The organism is Caballeronia calidae (assembly GCF_900044055.2).
GTDB classification, from domain to species: Bacteria; Pseudomonadota; Gammaproteobacteria; order Burkholderiales; family Burkholderiaceae; genus Caballeronia; species Caballeronia calidae.
In genome coordinates, this window is the sequence record NZ_FCOX02000028.1 from 24,008 (window position 1) to 43,803 (window position 19,796).

General features: G+C 63.7%; 19 protein-coding genes. 1 reads left to right on the forward strand and 18 read right to left on the reverse strand.

The window, feature by feature from the left end:
- Nucleotides 1-9: 9 nt before the first annotated feature.
- The 11 genes from AWB78_RS23450 to AWB78_RS23500 form a co-directional block, all read right to left on the reverse strand.
- Nucleotides 10-1,038, reverse strand: coding sequence for an ABC transporter substrate-binding protein (locus AWB78_RS23450; RefSeq protein ID WP_374729487.1), 1,029 nt, complete (start codon nt 1,036-1,038; stop codon nt 10-12).
- Nucleotides 1,039-1,088: 50 nt separating this feature from the next.
- Nucleotides 1,089-1,931 (reverse strand): fumarylacetoacetate hydrolase family protein, encoded by an 843-nt coding sequence (locus AWB78_RS23455; RefSeq protein WP_062608382.1) that lies wholly within the window; start codon nt 1,929-1,931, stop codon nt 1,089-1,091.
- A gap of 13 nt (nt 1,932-1,944) precedes the next feature.
- On the reverse strand, nt 1,945-2,700 hold the full coding sequence (locus AWB78_RS23460; protein WP_062608383.1) for an SDR family NAD(P)-dependent oxidoreductase: 756 nt from the start codon (nt 2,698-2,700) through the stop codon (nt 1,945-1,947).
- Nucleotides 2,701-2,742: 42 nt separating this feature from the next.
- On the reverse strand, nt 2,743-3,549 hold the full coding sequence (locus AWB78_RS23465; RefSeq protein ID WP_062608384.1) for an ABC transporter permease: 807 nt from the start codon (nt 3,547-3,549) through the stop codon (nt 2,743-2,745).
- A complete protein-coding gene (locus AWB78_RS23470) occupies nt 3,530-4,384 on the reverse strand; it encodes an ABC transporter ATP-binding protein (RefSeq protein ID WP_062608385.1) in 855 nt (284 codons plus the stop codon). The genes AWB78_RS23465 and AWB78_RS23470 overlap by 20 nt, the downstream gene beginning before the upstream one ends.
- Nucleotides 4,381-5,406 (reverse strand): ABC transporter substrate-binding protein, encoded by a 1,026-nt coding sequence (locus tag AWB78_RS23475; protein WP_062608386.1) that lies wholly within the window; start codon nt 5,404-5,406, stop codon nt 4,381-4,383. Before AWB78_RS23475 ends, AWB78_RS23470 begins: the two co-directional genes overlap by 4 nt.
- An 86-nt stretch (nt 5,407-5,492) precedes the next feature.
- Nucleotides 5,493-6,563: a 3-isopropylmalate dehydrogenase gene (gene leuB, locus AWB78_RS23480; protein WP_062608387.1), complete on the reverse strand. Its 1,071-nt coding sequence runs from the start codon at nt 6,561-6,563 to the stop codon at nt 5,493-5,495.
- Between the two features lie 42 nt (nt 6,564-6,605).
- Nucleotides 6,606-7,199 (reverse strand): 3-isopropylmalate dehydratase small subunit, encoded by a 594-nt coding sequence (gene leuD, locus AWB78_RS23485; protein WP_062608388.1) that lies wholly within the window; start codon nt 7,197-7,199, stop codon nt 6,606-6,608.
- A gap of 2 nt (nt 7,200-7,201) precedes the next feature.
- Entirely contained in the window at nt 7,202-8,632 is a 1,431-nt protein-coding gene (gene leuC, locus AWB78_RS23490) for a 3-isopropylmalate dehydratase large subunit (protein WP_062608450.1), read from the reverse strand.
- Between the two features lie 333 nt (nt 8,633-8,965).
- Nucleotides 8,966-9,838, reverse strand: a complete 873-nt coding sequence (locus tag AWB78_RS23495; RefSeq protein ID WP_062608389.1) for a class I SAM-dependent methyltransferase — start codon at nt 9,836-9,838, stop codon at nt 8,966-8,968.
- 166 nt (nt 9,839-10,004) lie between these two features.
- Nucleotides 10,005-10,955 (reverse strand): zinc-binding dehydrogenase, encoded by a 951-nt coding sequence (locus tag AWB78_RS23500; RefSeq protein ID WP_096031830.1) that lies wholly within the window; start codon nt 10,953-10,955, stop codon nt 10,005-10,007.
- A 131-nt stretch (nt 10,956-11,086) separates the two neighbouring features.
- On the opposite strand from AWB78_RS23500, the gene AWB78_RS23505 reads away from it, so the two are divergent.
- On the forward strand, nt 11,087-11,365 hold the full coding sequence (locus tag AWB78_RS23505; RefSeq protein WP_062608390.1) for a hypothetical protein: 279 nt from the start codon (nt 11,087-11,089) through the stop codon (nt 11,363-11,365).
- 64 nt (nt 11,366-11,429) lie between these two features.
- Here the strand turns inward: AWB78_RS23505 and AWB78_RS23510 are convergent, their stop codons facing one another.
- The 7 genes from AWB78_RS23510 to hcp all read right to left on the reverse strand — a co-directional run bounded on the left by AWB78_RS23510 (nt 11,430) and on the right by hcp (nt 19,583).
- A complete protein-coding gene (locus AWB78_RS23510; protein WP_062608391.1) occupies nt 11,430-12,179 on the reverse strand; it encodes a glutathione S-transferase family protein in 750 nt (249 codons plus the stop codon).
- A gap of 103 nt (nt 12,180-12,282) precedes the next feature.
- A complete protein-coding gene (locus tag AWB78_RS23515) occupies nt 12,283-14,610 on the reverse strand; it encodes a bifunctional diguanylate cyclase/phosphodiesterase (protein ID WP_062608392.1) in 2,328 nt (775 codons plus the stop codon).
- A gap of 14 nt (nt 14,611-14,624) precedes the next feature.
- Nucleotides 14,625-15,251 carry a methylamine utilization protein gene (locus AWB78_RS23520; protein ID WP_232477825.1) on the reverse strand — a complete coding sequence of 209 codons (627 nt, stop codon included), beginning with the start codon at nt 15,249-15,251 and terminating at the stop codon, nt 14,625-14,627.
- Complete coding sequence (locus AWB78_RS23525; RefSeq protein ID WP_232477828.1) at nt 15,248-15,670, reverse strand: group I truncated hemoglobin; 423 nt, start codon at nt 15,668-15,670, stop codon at nt 15,248-15,250. Before AWB78_RS23525 ends, AWB78_RS23520 begins: the two co-directional genes overlap by 4 nt.
- Nucleotides 15,670-16,572: a DUF3034 family protein gene (locus tag AWB78_RS23530; protein WP_062608393.1), complete on the reverse strand. Its 903-nt coding sequence runs from the start codon at nt 16,570-16,572 to the stop codon at nt 15,670-15,672. Before AWB78_RS23530 ends, AWB78_RS23525 begins: the two co-directional genes overlap by 1 nt.
- Before the next feature lie 303 nt (nt 16,573-16,875).
- Nucleotides 16,876-17,898 carry an FAD-binding oxidoreductase gene (locus AWB78_RS23535; RefSeq protein ID WP_062608394.1) on the reverse strand — a complete coding sequence of 341 codons (1,023 nt, stop codon included), beginning with the start codon at nt 17,896-17,898 and terminating at the stop codon, nt 16,876-16,878.
- Between the two features lie 17 nt (nt 17,899-17,915).
- Nucleotides 17,916-19,583, reverse strand: a complete 1,668-nt coding sequence (gene hcp / locus AWB78_RS23540; RefSeq protein WP_062608395.1) for a hydroxylamine reductase — start codon at nt 19,581-19,583, stop codon at nt 17,916-17,918.
- Nucleotides 19,584-19,796: the final 213 nt, after the last annotated feature.

The following is a 19,796-nucleotide window of genomic DNA, read 5'->3' on the forward strand; positions in this document are numbered from 1 at the left end:
CCTCGCCAGTCAGCGCTTGCCGGCATTCTCGACAAAACGATTGTCGTACGTGGCCTTCAGATCGATCGAGGCTTTGCCGATCTCGGGATCGAAGGCGGCCAGCACGTCGTGCACGGTATGCGCCGCGGCGTCCGTCATCAGGCCGTCGCGAGAGATGCACTTCTGCATATTGGCGTAGGCCCGGGCGAAGACATCCTTCTCGGCGAGCGCGTATTGCGGCGGCACGGCGGCGGCGACCTGCTCGGGCGTCGCGTTCGCCATCCAGCGCTCGGCCTCCAGCACGGCGTTCGTCACCGCCTGCACGGTATTCGGATATCTGGCGGCGAAATCCCGGGTGGTGTAGATGGCCGCTTCGGGATAATCGCCGCCGAGCGTGGCGCGGGTGCCGGCCGGATCACGCATCACGGCCAATGGGAACAGGTCGCCACTGCCCTGCAGCACGGTCGCGACCGGGTCGTTGCTCATCAATGCGTCGATCTGCCCGCTGCGTGCCGCGGCGATCGCGCCTGCGGACGAGCCCACGCCGATGATGGACACATCGCCCGGCTTCACGCCAGCCTTGCTCAACAGGTAATTGACGCCCATATGGAAGCTCGAACCGGGCGAGCTCACGCCGATGCGCATGCCCTTGAGGTCCGCATACGTCTTGACCTTGTCGTGGCTGGCGCGCGTCGTGCCGAACACCCATCCGGGGCACGAAGCCAGCGTCACGAACGACACCAGCTTCTGTCCTTTGGCGGCCATCGTGATGGTGTTGGAATACGCACCGGCGACGATATCGGCGCTGCCGCCCATCATCGCCTGCAACGCCTTCGCGCCGCCGCTGAACACACCGATCTCGATGTCCAGCCCCGCCTGCCTGAAGTAGCCCCGGCTGTCCGCAATGATGAACGGCAGATAGGGAAACCCGACGCCCGCGGCTGCCAGATGGAGCCTGGGCTTCTCCGGCACCGGCGCAGCCGCGGCGCGGGCGGCCGATGCGTTCACGAGGGCCGCGCAGATGGCGAGTACCGGCCACACCAGCCTGAGCCTTCTCACGATGGTTCGTCTCCTGTCCTTGATTTCTGCGCGGGCGCGGCCCGGCGCATTCAGCCCTGTACGACGTTCTGGCGCTGCTGACCCAGTCCCTCGATCCCGAGCGTGACCACATCGCCCGGCTTCAGGTAGACGGGCGGCTTCTGCCCCAGCCCGACGCCCGGCGGCGTGCCCGTCGAAATGATGTCGCCGGGCTGCAGCGACATGAACTGCGACAGGTAAGCCACCAGATAGCGCACGCCGTACACCATCGTGGTGGTGCTGCCGTTCTGGTAGCGATGACCGTTGACCTCCAGCCACATAGGCAGCGCCTGCGGATCGGGCACCTCGTCGATGGTCACGAGCCACGGGCCGGTCGGACCGAAGGTGTCGGCCGATTTGCCCTTGGTCCACTGCCCCTCACGCTCGGCCTGAAACGCGCGCTCGGACACATCGTTGATGACACAGTAGCCGGCGACGTGATCCATCGCATTGCTTTCGCTCACGTACTTGGCAGGCTTGCCGATCACGACGCCCAGTTCGACCTCCCAGTCCGTCTTGAGCGAGTCGCGCGGAATCTCGATCGTATCGTTCGGGCCGACGATCGCACTCGTGGCCTTCATGAAGATGATCGGCTCCGGCGGCACCGTGGCGCCGGTCTCCGCGGCATGGTCCGAGTAGTTCAGGCCGATGCAGATGAACTTGCCCGTGCCGCTCACGCAGGCGCCCAGACGCGGATGGCCTTCCACCCGCGGCAGCGATTTCGGATCGAGCGCCTTCAGCCGGGCGAGGCTGTCGGGCAGCAGGACATCGCCGGCAATGTCGGCCACGTGGCCTGAGAGATCCCGCAGGATTCCGTCGGCATCGAGGAGACCCGGCTTCTCGTCGCCCGGCGGACCGTAACGTAACAGCTTCATGGATGTGCTCGTCTCAATAGGTGGCGCGTCCGCCGGACAGATCGAAAACCGCGCCGGTGGTGAACGAATTCTCTTCGCTGACAAGCCAGGCGATCATGGCGGCCGCTTCGTCGAGTTCGAGGAAACGGCCGCGCGGAATCTTGCCCAGCATGTACTGGATATGCTCGGGCGCCTGCTCCATCGCGCCGGGCGTCCGCGCGACGGCGGGCGTGACGCAATTGACCGCGATATCGTGACTCGCCAGCTCTTTGCCCAGCGACTTGGTCATGGCGATGACCGCAGCCTTCGCCGAACTGTAGGCCGCCGCATTCGGGTTGCCTTCCTTGCCCGCGATCGAGGCGAGATTCACGATGCGGCCGTAGTTCTGGCCGATCATGACCGGCGCCACCGCGCGGCAGCAATGGAAGGTGCCGTTGACGTCGATATCGATCACCTGTTTCCAGAGATCGATGGGATAGTCGATCAGCGTGGCATTGGGACCGACGATCGCCGCGTTATTGATCAGGATATCGATACGCCCGGCCGCTTTCAGCGTCCCCGCCACGGCGCTCTGCACGCTCGCGTAGTCGGCAATGTCGACACGCTCGAAGTGGACATTGTGATCGCCCAGTTCGGCGCGAGCCTGCTCCATGCCCGCGGGATTGATATCCCAGATCGCGAGCCGCGCGCCGGAGGCCAGCAGCCGGCGGCCCACCTCCAGGCCGATGCCTTGCGCGCCGCCGGTCACCACGGCGACGCGGTCCTTCAGATTGATCGCGTTGGTCTGCAAGATGATTTCCTCAAGGTAATTTTTCGATCGCGGCGCGCACGCTCAGGCGCTCGCGGCCACGGTCTGTCCGGCGACGGGGCGCCAGCGCATCAGGTGGTCCTCGACCATCGACACGGCCGTATCGAGCACCAGTGCAAACACCGTCAGCACCAGAATGCCCGCGATCACCGAGTTGATATCGAATACGCCTTCGGCCAGCAGAATCAGATAACCCACGCCCTTCTCGGAGCCCAGGTACTCGCCCACCACGCTGCCCACGAAGGCGATGCCGATCGCGTTATGCAGGCTGGAGAAGACCCAGCTCGTCGCGGAAGGCAGATACACATGCCGCATCAGCTGCCGCGAGTTGGCGCCCAGCATGCGGGTGTTGGACAACACCGTCGGGCTGACTTCGCGCACGCCCTGGAAGACGTTGAAGAACACCACGAAGAACACCAGCGTCACGCCCAGCGCGACCTTGGACCAGATGCCGAGGCCGAACCAGAGCGCGAAGATCGGCGCGAAGATCAGGCGCGGCATCGAATTCATGGCCTTGATGAACGGATCGAACACCACCGCCAGAAACGGATTGAGCGCCAGCCAGAGGCCGCACCCCAGGCCGAACGCCGTGCCGATCGCGAACGCCAGCATGGTTTCGAGCAGCGTCGTGTAGAGGTGACGAAACACCGACCCCGTCACGAACCATTCGATGACGCGACGCGCCACGCCCACCGGATCGCCGAAGAAGAACGGCGACAGCCATTTCTGATCGGTGCCGAGCCACCACAGGAAAAGGACGCCGAACAAAATGGCGAGCCGGGTGAGCAACACGGTGAATCGATTGTTCGGGTCAAACTCGATTGCGCGCATAGCTTTTCAGAACCTCCCCTCGAAGCACGTCCCAGATCTGGGAGTGCAGTTGCAGGAAACGCTGCGTCATGCGGATTTCCGACATTTCGCGCGGACGTTCAAGGTCGATCTCGAATTCGGCGATAGGCCGCGTGCCGGGCCCCGCCGACAGCACGATGACGCGGTCCGACAGCGAGATGGCCTCTTCCAGATCGTGAGTCACGAACATCACGGACTTGCGGTCGAACGACCACAAGCGCAGCAGCTCGTCTTCCATCAGGTGCCGGGTCTGGATATCGAGCGCGCTGAAGGGCTCATCCATCAGGATGATGCGAGGGTTCAGCGCCAGCGCCTGCGCGAGGCCGGCACGCTTGCGCATGCCCCCGGACATCTGATGCGGATATTTCTTGCCGTGGCCTTGCAGACCCACTCGCTCCAGCCAGTCGCGCGCCACGCCCAATGCCTCTTCGCGTGCCATGCCGCGAAAGATGAGACCCATGGCGATGTTCTCTTCCGCCGTCTTCCACGGCATGAGCGCGTCCACCTGGAACAGATAGGCAGCCTGCCTGTTCAGCCCATTGGTCAGTTTCTCGCCGAACACGCTGAGGCTGCCCGACGACGGCCGCGTCAGTCCGGCGGCCACGTTCAGCAGCGTCGACTTGCCGCAGCCCGTGGGCCCGACGATCGAGACGAACTCGCCGTCGCCGATCGTCAGGTTGCCTCCGGACACGGCGGTGTAGGTTTGCGCGTTCTTGCCATTGCCGGCGAAGGTGCACGTCACATTGTCGAAACGCAGGGCTTCGCGCGCCTGGGTCGGCGCGCTATCGAGCGGGATAGTGCAGGCGACCGTGCTCATGGCTGGATCTCCGCCGCCTTTCTGACGAACCGGTTGTCGTAGGTCGTGGCGAGATCGATCTTGGCCGACGCCACGGTCGGATCGAAAGCGGCCAGCACGTCGCGGACGGTCGCCGCGCCCTTGGCGGTGATCTCCCCGTTCTGGGCGATACAGCGGCGGCTGTTCGTGAAGGCCTCGGCATAGAGCGCCTTGTTGTCCTCCAGATACTCGGGCGGCACATTGTTCGCGACCTCTTCCGGCGTGGCCTTGGCGATCCACTTCTCGGCCCGCACGATCGCATTGGCGACGGCCTGCACCGTCTTCGGGTTCTTGTCGACGAAGTCCTGCTTCGCAAAGAGGCTGGATTCAGGGTAGTCGGAGCCGAAGACCTTGACGTTGCCGTCGGCCGTGCGCATGTTCTCGAGCGGCTTGAGGCTGCCGTCCTTGGTCAGGATCGTGGCGCTCGGATCGTTGACGATCAGCGCATCGATCTGTCCGGCCCGCACCGCCGCGACCGCGCCGGCCGCCTGGCCCACGCCGATGATGGACACATCCGAAGACTGCAGTCCGGCCTTGTGCAGAATGTAGTTGACGGCCATGTGCGTGCTGGAACCCGGCGCGCTCACGCCGATACGCATGCCCTTCAGATCCTTGGGCGACTTCACCTCGGCCTGGCGCTTCTGGGACACGCCGAAGATCCACCCGGGACAAATGACCTGCGCCGCCACCACGACGAGATGCTGTCCTTTGGTCGCCATGGTGATGGTGTTCGAATAGGCGCCCGCCACCATGTCGGAGCTGCCGCCCAGCAGCGCTTCCAGCGTCTTCGAACCGCCGGAGAAGGCGGCGATTCTCACGTCCAGCCCTTCGTCCTTGAAGTAGCCGCGCTGCTTGGCGACGAGCATCGGCAGATAGGTGATGCCCACCGAAGCCGCCGCAATGTGCAGCTCGGGCTTCTCGGGCATGTCCCTGGCCACGGCCGTGACGGAACCGCAGGCAAGCTCGAACGCTGCGCACAGCGCGATGGCAAGTTTCAGCTTCATGGTTGTCTCCTCCCTTTCCGGGAATATTCTGGTGCGACGAACTGCCGGGATGGACCGGGCTCCTCCGGTCCGTGACGCGATCCGCCCTACGCTGCCTGCTTGCGCAGCGCCTCGACGACCGCGTCGCCCATGTCAGCGGTGCCGATGCATCGCGTGCCTTCCTGGTGGATGTCGGCGGTACGGTAGCCCGCGGCCAGCACCGCGCGCACGGCCTGTTCGACGCGGCTCGCGGCATCCTCCATCTCGAAGCTTTCGCGCAGCATCATCGCGAGCGACAGGATGGCCGCGAGCGGATTCGCCATGTCCTTGCCCGCGATGTCCGGCGCCGAGCCGTGCACCGGCTCGTACAGCCCCTTGCGGTCATAGCCTAGCGAAGCGGAAGGCAGCATGCCGATCGAACCGGTCAGCATGGCGGCGGCGTCCGAGAGAATGTCGCCGAAGAGGTTGCCCGTGACGATCACGTCGAACTGCCTGGGCCGGCGCATCAGCATCATCGCGGCGGCGTCGACGAAGAGATGGCTCAGTTCGACGTCCGGGTAATCCCGTCCGACGCGCGTGACCACCTCGCGCCATAACTGGCTCGCCTCCAGCACGTTGGCCTTGTCCACCGAGCACAGCTTGTGATGACGACGGCGCGCGGCCCGGAACGCGGCGTGCGCGACCCGCTCGACCTCGGATTCGGCATAACGCATCGTGTTGAAACCCACCCGCTCGCCGTTCCGGTTCGTCTCGAAGCCGCGCGGCTGGCCGAAATAGGCGTCGCCGTTCAGCTCGCGCACGATCACGAGATCCAGCCCGTCGACCACTTCAGGCCGCAGCGTCGAGGCGCCGATCAGCTCGGGAAACATGTAGGCCGGACGGAAGTTGGCATAGAGTGTCAACGCTTCGCGCAGCTGCAGCAACCCGGTCCCCGGACGGCGTTCGCGCGGAATGTCGGCTTCGTCGGCCACGCCTACCGCGCCGAACAGGATGGCATCGGCCTTGCGCGCGAGTTCCAGCGTAGGCGGGGGCAGCGGCACGCCGTGTGCCTGAATGCCGGCCTCGCCGATGGGCGCCTCCTGGGTCTCGGCCTGAGGCGCCACGATCTTCAGCACCTTGAGCGCCTGCGCCACTACTTCCGGACCGATGCCATCACCGGGCATGACTGCAATCTTCATCTGGATTCCTCCTTGGTCGTTATCGGGATGAGCGCGCCTTCATCAGGTTCCGGCACGGTCGCGCTCGAATGCATCGATACGGTCTCGATGCGAAAGCGTGTAGTCGATCTCGTCCATGCCGCGCAGCAGGCACGCCTTGGCAAAAGGCTCCATGTCGAAGGCATGAGAGGCGCCGTCGGGCAGCGTCACGGTCTGCGCGGGCAAATCGATGGCGATACGGCTGCCCGGGCTCGCCGACAAGGCATCCAGCAGCGGCAGGACCACGGTCTCCGGCAACACGATCGGCAGCAGCCCGTTCTTCAGGCAGTTGATGAAAAAGATATCGCCGAAGCTCGGGGCGATCGCCGCGCGGATGCCGTAGTCGTAGAGCGCCCATACCGCGTGCTCGCGCGAAGAGCCGCAACCGAAGTTGTGATTGGCCACGACGATGCGCGACTCGCGGTATGGCGCCTGGTTGAGCAGGAAATCCGGCCGTTCGGCGCCGTCCGGACCGAAGCGCAGCGAGCGGAACAGGAACTGGCCGAAATCGTCGGAGCGGGGTTTCTGCAGGAAGCGCGCGGGCAGGATCTGGTCGGTATCGCAGTTGATGGCGACGATCGGCGCCGCGACTGCGTCAAGGTACGTCAGGCTTTCCATGTTCAGGCTCCCAGGAGGCGGCGCACGTCGGTCAGACATCCGGTCACGGCGGCCGCGGCCGCCATCGCCGGGCTCATCAGATGCGTGCGCACGCCGGGCCCCTGCCGGCCCACGAAATTGCGGTTTGATGTAGAGGCGCAGCGCTGGCCGGGCGCGGCAATGTCGCCGTTGGTCGCGAGACACATCGAGCAGCCGGGAAAGCGCCACTGAAAGCCCGCTTCCGTGAAGACGCGGTCCAGCCCTTCGGCCTCGGCCTGCGCCCGCACCTCGTGCGAGCCCGGCACCACCCACGCCTCGACACCGGGCGCGATACGGCGGCCGCGCGCGACCTCGGCCGCGCTGCGCATATCCTCGATGCGCCCGTTCGTGCACGAGCCGATGAATACCCTGTCGATCGCCACGCCTTCCAGCGCCTCGTCGGCCGTTAGTCCCATGTAGTCGAGCGCCTTCGACATCGCGGCGCGCAGATCGGGATCGGCCTGCTCAGCGGGATCGGGCACGCGGCGGTCGATGGCGCAGGCATATTCGGGCGTGGTGCCCCAGGTCACCATCGGGGCGATCCCGGCCACGTCGATATGCACTTCGCGGTTGAACGTCGCGCCGGGATCGGTGAACAAGGTGCGCCAGCGCGCCATCGCCAGGTCCCACTGCTCGCCCGAGGGCGCATAGGGGCGACCGGCCAGATACGCGAACGTGGTCTCGTCCGGCGCGATCATGCCGGCGCGAGCGCCCGCCTCGATGGTCATGTTGCACAGCGTCAGCCGGCCTTCCATCGACAAGCCGGCGATCGCGGAGCCGGCGTACTCGATCACATGGCCTGCCGCGCCCGCCACGCCGATCCGCGCGATCACGGCCAGGATCAGGTCCTTGGCGTTGACGCCCGGACCCGGCGTGCCATCGAGCGTGACGCGCATGTTTCTGGATTTGCGCTGCCACAGGCATTGCGTGGCGAGCACGTGGGCCACTTCGGTCGCGCCGATACCGAACGCCAATGCGCCCATCGCTCCGTGCGTCGAGGTGTGGCTATCGGCGCAGACGACGGTCATGCCGGGCAGGCTCAGCCCCTGCTCCGGCCCGACGACGTGCACGATGCCGCGCCGCGAGTCGTTCATGTCGAACAGGGTGATGCGCGACTCGGCCGCATCGCGTTGCAGCGCCTCGATCATCGCGCGCCGCTCGGGATCGGCCACCGCCGCCATGTCGTTGGCCGCGCTGGACACGTAGTGGTCCGCCGTGCCGAAGGTGCGCTCGGGCGAGCGCGGCTTGAGCCCGCGCTGGCGCAGCAGGTCGAATGACTGCGCGGTGACGTCGTGAATGAAATGCCGGTCGATGAACAACAAGTCCTGTCCATCGTCGCGCGACATGACCCGGTGACTGTCCCAGATCTTGTCGTAAAGCGTGCGCGGACCACCCGTTCCCTGGTCGAATTGCATTACGTTGTCTCGCTCCGTCGATGTGTCGGCCGCGGCAAGCGCGGCCATGCGGTTTGGCAATCGGCTGCGGTGTGAAAGCATCATGCACGATGCGAGCGGGCCTGTTCGTGGTCTTTTGGAAAGGCACCATCGCCGATCGCGATGACGAAATTGCCCGGTGTCGATGTAAGCGAGCGAGCGACGGAGTTCGGTTTGTGGCGGCTGGCGTGTACGGCGAGCGTCTGCGTCGACTTTTGGAACTAAGGTGGAATTCGGCTCGATTGGCTTTATATGGATATCTAAGTATTTCGCGAGAATTCGAAATCGCGCGTGACTCCGCGTTCATTGCGACCGCTAAGGCTTGACGAACCGGAGCGTCATGCGGTCCGATTCCCCGATCGCGGCATAGCGTGACCGGTCGACGTCACCGCCCCTGTAGGTGGGCGGCAGCGACCACACGCCGTGCGGATAGTCCTTCGTATCTTTCGCGTTCGCGTTGATCTCGCTGCGCGCAACCAGCCTGAAGCCGGCTGCCTGCGCATGCTCGATGACGAACGCTTCCGTCACGTAGCCGGAATCGATCATCTGCTGCACGCTCGTTCCCGGCCGCGCGCGATGCTCCTCCACGCCAAGCTCGCCGCCCGGCTTCAGTGCACCGTAAAACGCGCGCAGATTCGCATCGAGTTGCCCGTCCTTGATCCAGTTGTGGATGTTTCGAAACGTCAGCACGCGGTCGAATCGATTCTGCGCGTCGAAGCCCATGAAGCGGCCCGCGTGCAGCGTGCCGACGACGACGTTCCCATACACCGCCGGAGCGGCCGCGAGTTTGCGCCGGTAGGCTGCATCGGTCGCGCTTTCCTCGGCGGCGAGATCGACGGACGTGCTGACATACTGCGCTTCATAGAGCCGACCCGCATCGTGCAGATACGGCGCAAGAATGTCCGTGTACCATCCGCCTCCCGGGGCGATTTCCAGCACTGTCTGAGTCGGAGCGAGGTCGAAGAACTGCAGCGTTTCTTTCGGGTGGCGATAGACGTCGCGCGCACGCGCCTTATCATTGCGCTGCGATCCGCTGATGGCGGCATCGAGCGACGCGGAGCCGGCACTTTGCGATTGCAAATCACGCGATGCGTCCAGCGATGAGGATGCGCAACCCGTCAACGTGAGCATCAACAAGGTGGCCGCGATCGTGACTGCGCGTGCCCGGTCAAGGCGAATAGGGTTCATGACGCGTGATCGAAGTCTGAGATGTGAGACACGATACGCGGTTCTTTCATACTCTGCTTCGCCGAAGTCCGGTCGGGACGCTCCGAAAGAGCAAAACCTCGCTTAACGGCAGGGACGGTATGTGCTCGTCTCTTCCCGTGTATCGGACATCCGCCTGCGAGACCTGTTAGGGCAGCACGGAACTCGATTCGTTGCATATAAGGACGATCTTGCCTGACACGCCGCCGCCGCCGAGCATCTCGTGTGCGCGACGCGCGTCCACGAGAGGCATGCGCCGCGAGATAGGTGGCCTGATCTCTCCGTGTTGCAGCAGCCCGAACAGCGAGATCAAATCTTGTCGAAGCAATTCCGGCTTCACGCGCTTGAGCCACTGAATGCTATAAGGGGTCACGTGTTTTCGACCTGGCAGGAACCAGCCACCAACGATATATAGCCCGAAGATGGCAAGCGCGCGAAAGCGATGGCGACCGCCCGAACGACCTGAAGCCAATCTGCCTTTACGCAGAGAGGACGTCAAGCCATACGCCACCACTGTTCCTCCGGGACGAAGCGCTTTGCGGGAACGCCAGATGTGCGTACCGCCGATACCATCAAAGACCACGTCGACGCCGTCGATTGTTCGCCGGCGGATTTCTTCCACGAAGTCGAGCTGTTGATAATCGATCGGAGTGGCGCCCAGGTCAGCGACAGTCGACGCGCCCTGTGACGAGCACGTACCGTACATCTCCAGACCGCTGAGACGGCCGAGCTGTAACAGCGCCGAGCCGACCCCTCCAGCCGCACCGTGAATCAGGACGCGCTCGCCCGCTCCGACATGCACCGAGCGATGCAGCATCTGATATGCCGTGACGTAGTTCAGGACCAGGCTGACGGCCTCACCAGCGTCCAATCCAGACGGGACAGGAATCAGCTCATTCTGCGGCATGCATATGTACTGGGCGTACGCGCCACTGATCGGGAGCGCGGCGACTATCTGCCCTGATTCGATGCCGAGTACGCCGCTGCCAACCCGGTCCACTATGCCGACGAGATCCCAGCCCGCCTCGGGGCGCCGGAGGGCTGCCGCGCGATGAAGTATCGGTGTGCAGGTGCTCTTCCAACCGCAAGTCGGATGCATTCAATCAACTCGGAACGTCGGCCCTAAAGATCGCGCTGGAGACGCCGTTATTCGCAAGCATCGACCCGGGTCTGCCGAACTGCGTACGCCTGCGGACCCGTTCCCGTCCAGACCACACCGATACAAACAACATGAAGCTCTTCGTCGCCGTTACCGCCTTGACTGTTCTGGCCGCCTGCACCTCGATCTCGGAAGTCTCGCCGGCCGGCGACGGACGTTACACCGTAACAACACAGGTGCGCGGCGGTATGACTCCCTGGGGAGAGATCAAGGCGTCGAGCCTTAAGCGCGCCGATGAATACTGCACGCAACAGGGCAAGCAGATGCATCAGGTCGATATGCAGACGCATGGCGTTCGCGGCTGGACGCCGCAAGAGGCTGAACTCACCTTCGCGTGCGTGGCTGGCTAACAGACGCCCCCTCGGACCGGCGTGCGGTGCGATCTGTTGAGCAGACCGGTCGCCCTGCGGCGAGCTAGCCCGCGCACTGCGACGACCATGCGCCGAACTCCGGCCCTTCGTAAATGGTTTTATGTCGGGCCCATTCCACTTCCGCGGCCGTCGCATACGTCACGCCTGGCTCCCACCACAGCGCCTCTTCCTGTCGAAAAGACGGGCGACGTTCCATTCGCGCAACCAGCGACGCGAGCCTGGGCCGATTCGGATCGCGCCATGACATGCGCAACGGGCGCCGTTCGATGAAGTGGCAGAGGCATGCGAGCAAGATGTCCTGCGCAGAAACCACGCCAGGGACGAAAGCACCGTCCGTGCCGATGAGTCGAGCCTCGAACCAGTCGAGGAGATGCTGATTGCGGATGGCGCATCGCGCGGCATGGCTGTTTTCTTCGTGCCGGACGCCCGACCATTGCAGTTGCGAGACCGTCGTCGTGGACACACCGAAGGTTTGCAACGTGGCCAGCACGAGCTTGTCGCTCCAGCATTCGGCCTCACGCACGTAATCGGTTGCCAAAGGTTCCATACCTTCCGGCGCGGCGCGGACGGGATAGCTGGACATCAGATAGTCGATGATCACGGCTGAATCCCATAAGGTCCGGTCGCCGTCGATCAGGGTGGGAACCTGCAGAGTGGGCGCCACCTTCGCGCGTTCTTCGGCACTGGGCGTCGTGAAGGTCTCCGCACGCTCGAACTCCAGGCCCTTCTCGACCAGCACGATGCGGACGGCACGAGCGAAGGGCGACCCGGTCGTGAAGAACAGCTTGCGCATGGTTGTCTCCTTGACGGATGAATCGCGTCTCAACCACTCCCCGCATCTTCACATAGTTCTCGTCGGCTCGCCAAGACTGCCTGCACCGAAGCCGCGCCAAGCCTCAGCCCTCCTGCATCACCGTGCGTTGCGTCTGCCACACGTCGAGCCATGCTTCCAGCTTCGCCGGCGGCAGCGGCCTGCTCAGGTGGAAGCCCTGAGCCAGATCGCAGCGCAGCGTCCTGAGCCGCTCCAGCATCTCTTCGTTCTCGACGCCTTCCGCCACCACCTTCAGGCCCATGTTGTGCCCGAGATCGATCGTCGAGCGCACGATGGTCTCGTCGTCCTTGTGCTGCGACATGCCCATCACGAAGGACTTGTCGATCTTCAACTCATCGACGGGCATGCGCTTCAGATACGACAGCGATGAATAACCCGTGCCGAAATCGTCGATGGACAGGCGGATGCCGAGCGCATGCAGCCGGTCGAGCGTTTCGATGGCGTGATTCGGATCGTCCATGATCGCGCTCTCGGTGATCTCGATCCAGATCCATTCGGGCGCGACGCCGTGCTTGTCCAGCAGGCCCTGAAACGTCTCCGGCAGCGACGACTGAATGAGTTCGCGCGCCGACACATTCACCGACACCGCCAGCTCGATGCCCTGCTCGCGCCACGCCGCGCATTGCCCGATCGCCTTGTCGGCGACCCAGCGCGATATCGTCTTGATGTAGCCCGTCTGCTCCGCGAAAGGGATGAACTGATCAGGCGCGACGAAGCCGCGCGTCGGATGATCCCAGCGCACGAGCGCCTCGACATACTTCACGCGATGCGTCGCGAGATCGACCTTCGGCTGATAGTGGAGCGTCAGCTGATCGTGCTCGACCGCCTGACGCAATTCGCTCATCAGCGAGAGACGTTCGGCGCTGTTCTGGTCGTGTCGTTCGTCGTAGAGCGCGAAGCCGAGGTTGGAGCGCTTGGCCACATACATCGCGATATCGGCGCGGCGCAGAAGCACGTTCATGTCCGTGCCGTTCTGCGGAAAACTGACGATGCCGATGCTCGCGCCCACATCGACGAGTTGCCCTTCGATCATGATCGGCTCTTCCAGCGCGCTCAGCATGCGGGCAGCGAGCAGCCGCGCCGCCGCCAGATCGTCGGTGGGCAGCAGCACGGCGAACTCGTCGCCGCCCAGACGCGCAACCGTGTCGGTTTCGCGCTGCAGCGTCGCGCGCAGACGCTTCGCCACTTCGCACAGCAGCATGTCGCCGATCGGATGCCCGAGCGTGTCGTTCACGTACTTGAAGCGGTCGAGGTCCATCATCATCACGGCGAGCGAACGATTGCCGCGCATCGCGGCGGCGATGGCCTGCTGCAGACGGTCGTTGAAGAGCGCGCGATTCGGCAGGCCCGTCAGCCGGTCCATGTACGCGAGCTCCGTGATGCGTTTCTCGCGCTCCGCAATGCCGTCCTGCATCTGGTTGAACGCGCGCGCGAGCTGGCCGATCTCGTCGTTCTGGCGAATCTCGATGGGCGCGGCGTAATCGCCCTGCCCGATGCGCCGCGAGAACTGCGCGAGCGCCGCGATGGGCCGCGTGACCGAACGCGCCGTCAGCACGCTGCCGACGACCGACACGATCACGCCCAGCAGCGTGATCAGCAGCAGCGTCGACTGCACGCGATGAAACGGCGCGAGCGCTTCGTTGAGCGAGCGTTCGAGCAGCACCGCGACCGCCTGCCCTTCCGAATGCAGGCGCACGACGCGCGTGGCGTAGCCGTCTTCCGCGAGTTGCGTCTGATCCTTGAGCGCAACACGCGCATCGTCCGGCAGCGAGCTCGCGAGCACGCCCCAGCCGCCGTTTCCGTCGACCGTGAGAAACGATACGTCGAGCGACGTGAGCGAGCTCATCTCGCGCGCGAGGGCATCGTCGATGGCGAAGCCCATCACGACCCACGCGATCGTGATCGGCGCTTTGACCGGCACCGCGACCAGTTGATATGCGCGCGCGCCGATCATGCCGAACGACGACGCATCGCCTTTCGTCGCGACGGTCCTGATGAGCTTGGGGAACGGAAACGCCGTGCCTTCGTGCCCGCCATCGCCGCTGTCCGCGATCAGCTTGCCATCGAGATCGACGAGCATCACGACATCGGCATGAATGCGGTTACCGTGATTCTGCAGCGCGGACGCGACGGTCTTGCTATCGTGCGTCGCGACCGCCTCGCGAAAGCCGAAGTCTGCGGCGGCCACGCTCGCGGCCTGCGTCAACTGCTCGCTGTTGCCATGCAGAACCTGCGCGAACACGCGCTCGGCCACGGTCAGCTGCTCCTCGGCGTTGCTGTGCGCGTTCTTCAGAATCACCGAGTTGATGACGAGAAACGCCGCAGCCTGCGCGACGAGCATCAGCACCACGAAGACGAGCGCGATCCTCGCGCGCAGGCTATGAAGGAGCATGAGCGTCGGGTCTCCTATTCGGCGGGCTTCAGGTCGAGGGCGAACTTCGCGTTGGCGTTGGCGTCGGCGGCGACGGCGAGCTTATGCGTCGGCTGCGCATTCACGTCGCGCTGGCGGAAATGCCACGCAACCACCTTGTACGCATCGGCGGGCAGGTTTTCGATCGTCGCGGCGCCGCTCGCGTCGGTCTTCGCGAACCACGGGGTATCGACGATCAGCAGATACGCGACCATCGAATCGTGGATATTGCAGCCCATCACGACGAGGCCGGGCTTGTCGAAGACGACAGGATTCGCCGGAATGCCGTGATACAAGTTCAGCTCGAAGCGCTTGGGCGGCGAGAACGAATAGACGTCGTGCTCGATGTTGTCCTTGTTCGGGAACGTCACCGACGCGCCCGTCTGCACGGCCGAGACCATCGGCACGAAGCGGCGCCTGATCTGGTCGATGACCGCGCCGGCAGGCTTCGTCGATGGCAGCTTGCCGCTCGCGGGCAGCGCATAGACGATGGCGTCAGGCACGGGCGCGCCGGCCTGATCGACCACTTGCACGCGGACATTCGCGGCGTGCGCGAGCGTGGCGGTCATCGCGAATGCCGCGAAGAAGCTTGAAAGAGAATGCATGGATGTGAGCTTGTTCATTCGCGATCCTGCACGTCGCGGTACATCGGCGCGAGTTTCGCGAGCAGCCTGTTTTGCGCGTGGAAGGGAACGCCGTTCTTGTCCATCGCGGCCTGCAGATCTTCGATGACCGCGTTGAACGCGGCACGGTCGATGTTCTGGCCTTCGTGCGTGCGCTTCATGTTGCGGCCGGTATAAACACACGGGCCGTCGAGCAGCACGCAGAATTGCTCGACGATCTTCTGCTTGATGCGCTTCACGGGCGCGTCGTCGAAATACGGCGCGGTGCGCGGGTCGGCGAGCACGTTGTCGTACATATCGTCGACGATCTTCGTCAGACCTTCTTTTTCACCGAACTGCCTGTAGAGGGCGTCGTCCGCGTTCGCGCTGACGCTCGCGAGCAATAGAACCGCGAAGGCGGCGTGCTGCATCTTCATCATCAGAACCCCGCCTGCAAGGAGACATAGAGGCCGCGCTGGTTGTTCATGGTCGCGATATCGCCGAGCGCGACATACGCGGCCGTCAGCGAGACATGCTTGTTCGGCGCCCACGCGATGAACGCGTCGTAAGCGTCCTGCTCGCGCGCGAACGAGAGATTGTTCGGCTTCATGCGATATTCGCCGCCAATCGCGACATTCTTCGACAGCAGATACGCCACCGATGACTCGAACTCCGGGTGATACGCGTTGGACTTGTCGCCGCCGAATCCGAGCAGGCCGAACTGGTTCGCCTTCGTGAAGCGCAGCGTGCCGTTGAGCAGAAGACTTTGCGCGAGCAGGAGCTTCGTCGCGGAAAGATAGAAGTCGGTGCCGGAATTGCTCGTCGCACCGATTGCTTTCACGATATTGCCTTGCTCGTTGTGCTTGAATTGCACGCCCGCCGCGATTTGCGGAATCCACGTGTCCTGGTCGAGCACGGCATCGCCGAGCACGCGCACCTTCACGCCGAAGATGTTCTGGTTGAACTTGAAGTTCTCGCCGAGACCGAGTTGCGCGCCGGCATCGCGCGTATCGAAGCTCTGGCGCGCGAGCGACAGCTCCACGCGATTCGCAACGCCCACGGTCAGGCCCCACGTGCCGAGCGCGTAGTCCTGGGTGCGGATATAGGTGCCGTGCGCATTCGCGCCGAGCTGGCTCGCGGTGCCGTAGCCGCCGATCACGGCCCACGGCGTGAGCCCGCCGCCCGCGGCGCCTTCGACTTCCGAGACGCCGCCCGTCAGCAGCAGCTTGCCGCCGGTGAGCGGCACGACGGGTGGATCGTCGGCGTAGGCGCACGACGAAAACGATACGAGCGCCGCGGCGGTGAGACCGGCGAGACGCGTCCTGCTGTGAATCAAACGCATGCGAGTGGCATTCAAACGGGTTGAAGAGATTCCCGTATGCCGCCGCGGGATGCCGCGTGCTGTTCGCGCGGCGAGCCTGGCGCCTGGGAGTGACGCTTGCCGGATAGGCCGCGTCTTTTCATCCACGTGTAAACGGCCGCGTTTGCACAGACTTGACGGCCGTTCGTAAGAAATAGAATGCCAAACGTTTGCGACAGAGGACGGAATCGCTCTTGCCCGAAGTTTGAAGATCGCGTCGATGGCCTCGGCCATTGACGCGCAAGCTTAGCCTCCAGACCGAGGCAACCGCTCGATACCGCGATATCAGGACACGAAGCGTTCACTCACGAACTGGCCGGCGGGCACATGTTCAGCAACGGCTGCATCCCGCGCGGCATTCACGAGCGCAGGCGGCCCGCAAACATAGATATCCGGACACGCACTGGCTTCCGCCAGCGCCAGCTTCAATGCATCGGCTGGCGTGCCGGAGAAACCGCCCCAGTTTTCTTCCGCTCGCCAGACGCAGAGCGTGACCTGTAGCTGTGGCATCGAAGCTTGCAGTTGCGCCAGTTCATCGAGCATGAAGAGCTCGCTCTCGAACGTCACGCCGAAGAAAAGCCTGGCTTCGTCCATCTCCTGATATTCGGCCATGCGCCGCAAGATCGCGATGATCGGCGCGAGTCCTGTTCCTCCTGCCACGAACCAACGCGGCCGCAGGCTGCCCCCAATCAATCCGAAGCCGCCTTGCGGACCCCGCACGGTGAGCGCGTCGCCGATCTCCGCGCTTTCCCGCAGCCACGTTGAAAACCTTCCTTGCGGCTGTAACCTGATGGCGAATTCCAGGCGCCCGTCCCAGTTGCTCGTATTCGCGATCGAATAGGGGCGGCGCACGTCACTTCCCGGAATCTCGAGTTCGGCAAACTGGCCGGCTTCGAATTGCACGGCACTGCCATACGTATCGTCGGGGTCGATGAGCAACGCGAGATGCATGGTGTCCGTGGCCACGCACTCGAGCGATACGATGCGCCCGGTGCGAACCGGCACCGGTTCGCGCAGCACTTTGCTGCTGTCGTAAGGCACGACGATGCGCAGGTCGCTGCGCGGCACCGTGCGGCATAGCAGGATCGCATCCGGTTCACCGCGCGGCAACGCATTCGCACTGTGTTCCCGAAGATCGTAGTCACCTTCGGCCACGGTTGCATGACACGAGCCGCAACTGCCATTGCGGCATTGAGACGGCAACGTATAGTCCGCCTCCGCAGCCGCCGACAGCAGATCCCGGTCAGCCTCGCAGCCAAAGCCGAACTGCATTCCGTCGCGGGTCGTGATCTCGATTTGACAGGTCATGGGTGCGCCCTCGCTTCTCACGCTGCCCGAGGCGCGAGTGCCACGGCGAGATCGGTTCGGGCATCACCGATGGGCTGGATGCCGAACTGCTGCACCAGGATGCCGAGTGCGTTCGGCGTGAGAAACGCGGGAAGCGTCGGCCCAAGCCTGATGTTGCGGATTCCGAGAGCAAGAAGCGTAAGCAGCACCGCTGCCGCTTTCTGTTCGAACCATGAAATCACCAGCGACAACGGGAGATCGTTCACGCCGCAACCGAACGCGCCTGCCAGCGCAGTCGCGATCTTGATCGCCGAATAGCTATCGTTGCACTGACCGATATCGAGCAGACGCGGAATGCCATCGATATCACCGAACGCGTGACGATTGAAACGGTACTTGTTGCAGCCGAGCGTCATCACGACCGTGTTGTCCGGAGCCTGTTGAGCGAACTCCGTGTAATAGTTGCGCCCGGGCGCGGCGCCGTCGCATCCGCCGATCAAAAAGAAATGCTGAATCTTTCCAGCCTTGACGGCATCGATGACCTTATCGGCGACACCCAGAACAGCGTCATGCCCAAAGCCGACGGTGATGGTTTCGACGGGCGCCGTCTCGCGGAAGCCAGGCAGCGCTCGTGCCGCCTGAATGAGCGTCGTGAAGTCGTGATCCGCGAGATGGCGCACGCCGGACCAGCCCACCGGACCCGTCGTGAAGATACGCTGACGGTACATCGGCAACGGCTCGACGATGCAGTTGGACGTCATCAGAATCGGTCCGGGGAACTTCGTGAAATCGCTCTGCTGGTCTTGCCAGGCTCCGCCGTAATTGCCTGCCAGATGATCGTAGGCATTGAGCATCGGATAGCCGTGCGCAGGCAGCATCTCGCCGTGCGTATAGACCTGGATACCGGTGCCCTTGGTGGCTTCCAGAAGCGCATGCAGATCACCGAGATCGTGACCGGATACGAGAATGGCCTTGCCGGCCACCGGCGTCACACGTACAGGGGTCGGCTGCGGCGTGCCGAAGCGACCCGTGTTTGCAGCATCGAGCAACTCCATGACCTTGAGATTCAGTCGCCCCAGTTCGAGGGCCTGCGCCAGCAACGCATTGACGTCCGTGGGATTGCGGGCAAGAAACTCCAGCGTGCCCTCTACACCGGCGTAGACCTCCTCGCTCTCATAGTCGAGCACTCGCGCATGATGTGCGTAAGCCGCTACGCCCTTGAGTCCATAAAGAACCAGTGCGCGCAAGCCGATAACATCCTCACCCACTTGCTCGAGGCCTTCCTGAATGCCCACCGTGCTCGCTTGAGCAAGCAATTCGGGCAATGATCCGGCCGGCTGCCAGGCGGCGGGGCCGGACAATTGTTCGATCGACATTCCGCGCGCTTGCGCGAGTTCCTCACACCTGGCCCTGACACGATCGCGCGTAATGGCGGCTTCCCGCAGCATGGCGGTGAATCGGCCAGCGTTGAAATTGACGTTGGTCAGGGTGGTGAAGAGCCCAAAGAGAATAAAGCGATCTGCCTCTCGATCCGGCTCACCCAAAGCACGAACAAGCGCGCCGTACTGTCCGATACCTCTTAAAGCATGCACCAGCAGGTCTTGCAAATCCGCGGTAGTCGCATCCTTGCCGCAGTTGCCTTTCGCTGAGGCGCAGCCGGGTTGTCCATTGGTGCGGTCGGTTTGTTCGCATTGGTAGCAAAACACGGATCCTTCTCCTTATGTAATCAATGACGCGGGGAACACGCGTTGAAGCGAGGTGGTTCGCGGATAGGGCGATGCGTGATTTGATGCATTCTCAGTGAATCTTTAACGAGACAACAACATCGATTCACGATCTTCGTGACTATCGTCAACTACGATTGAGCAATGTCGGGGATGAGTACAAATGCCGCACGGCAAGCCGATGCAATCGCGTTA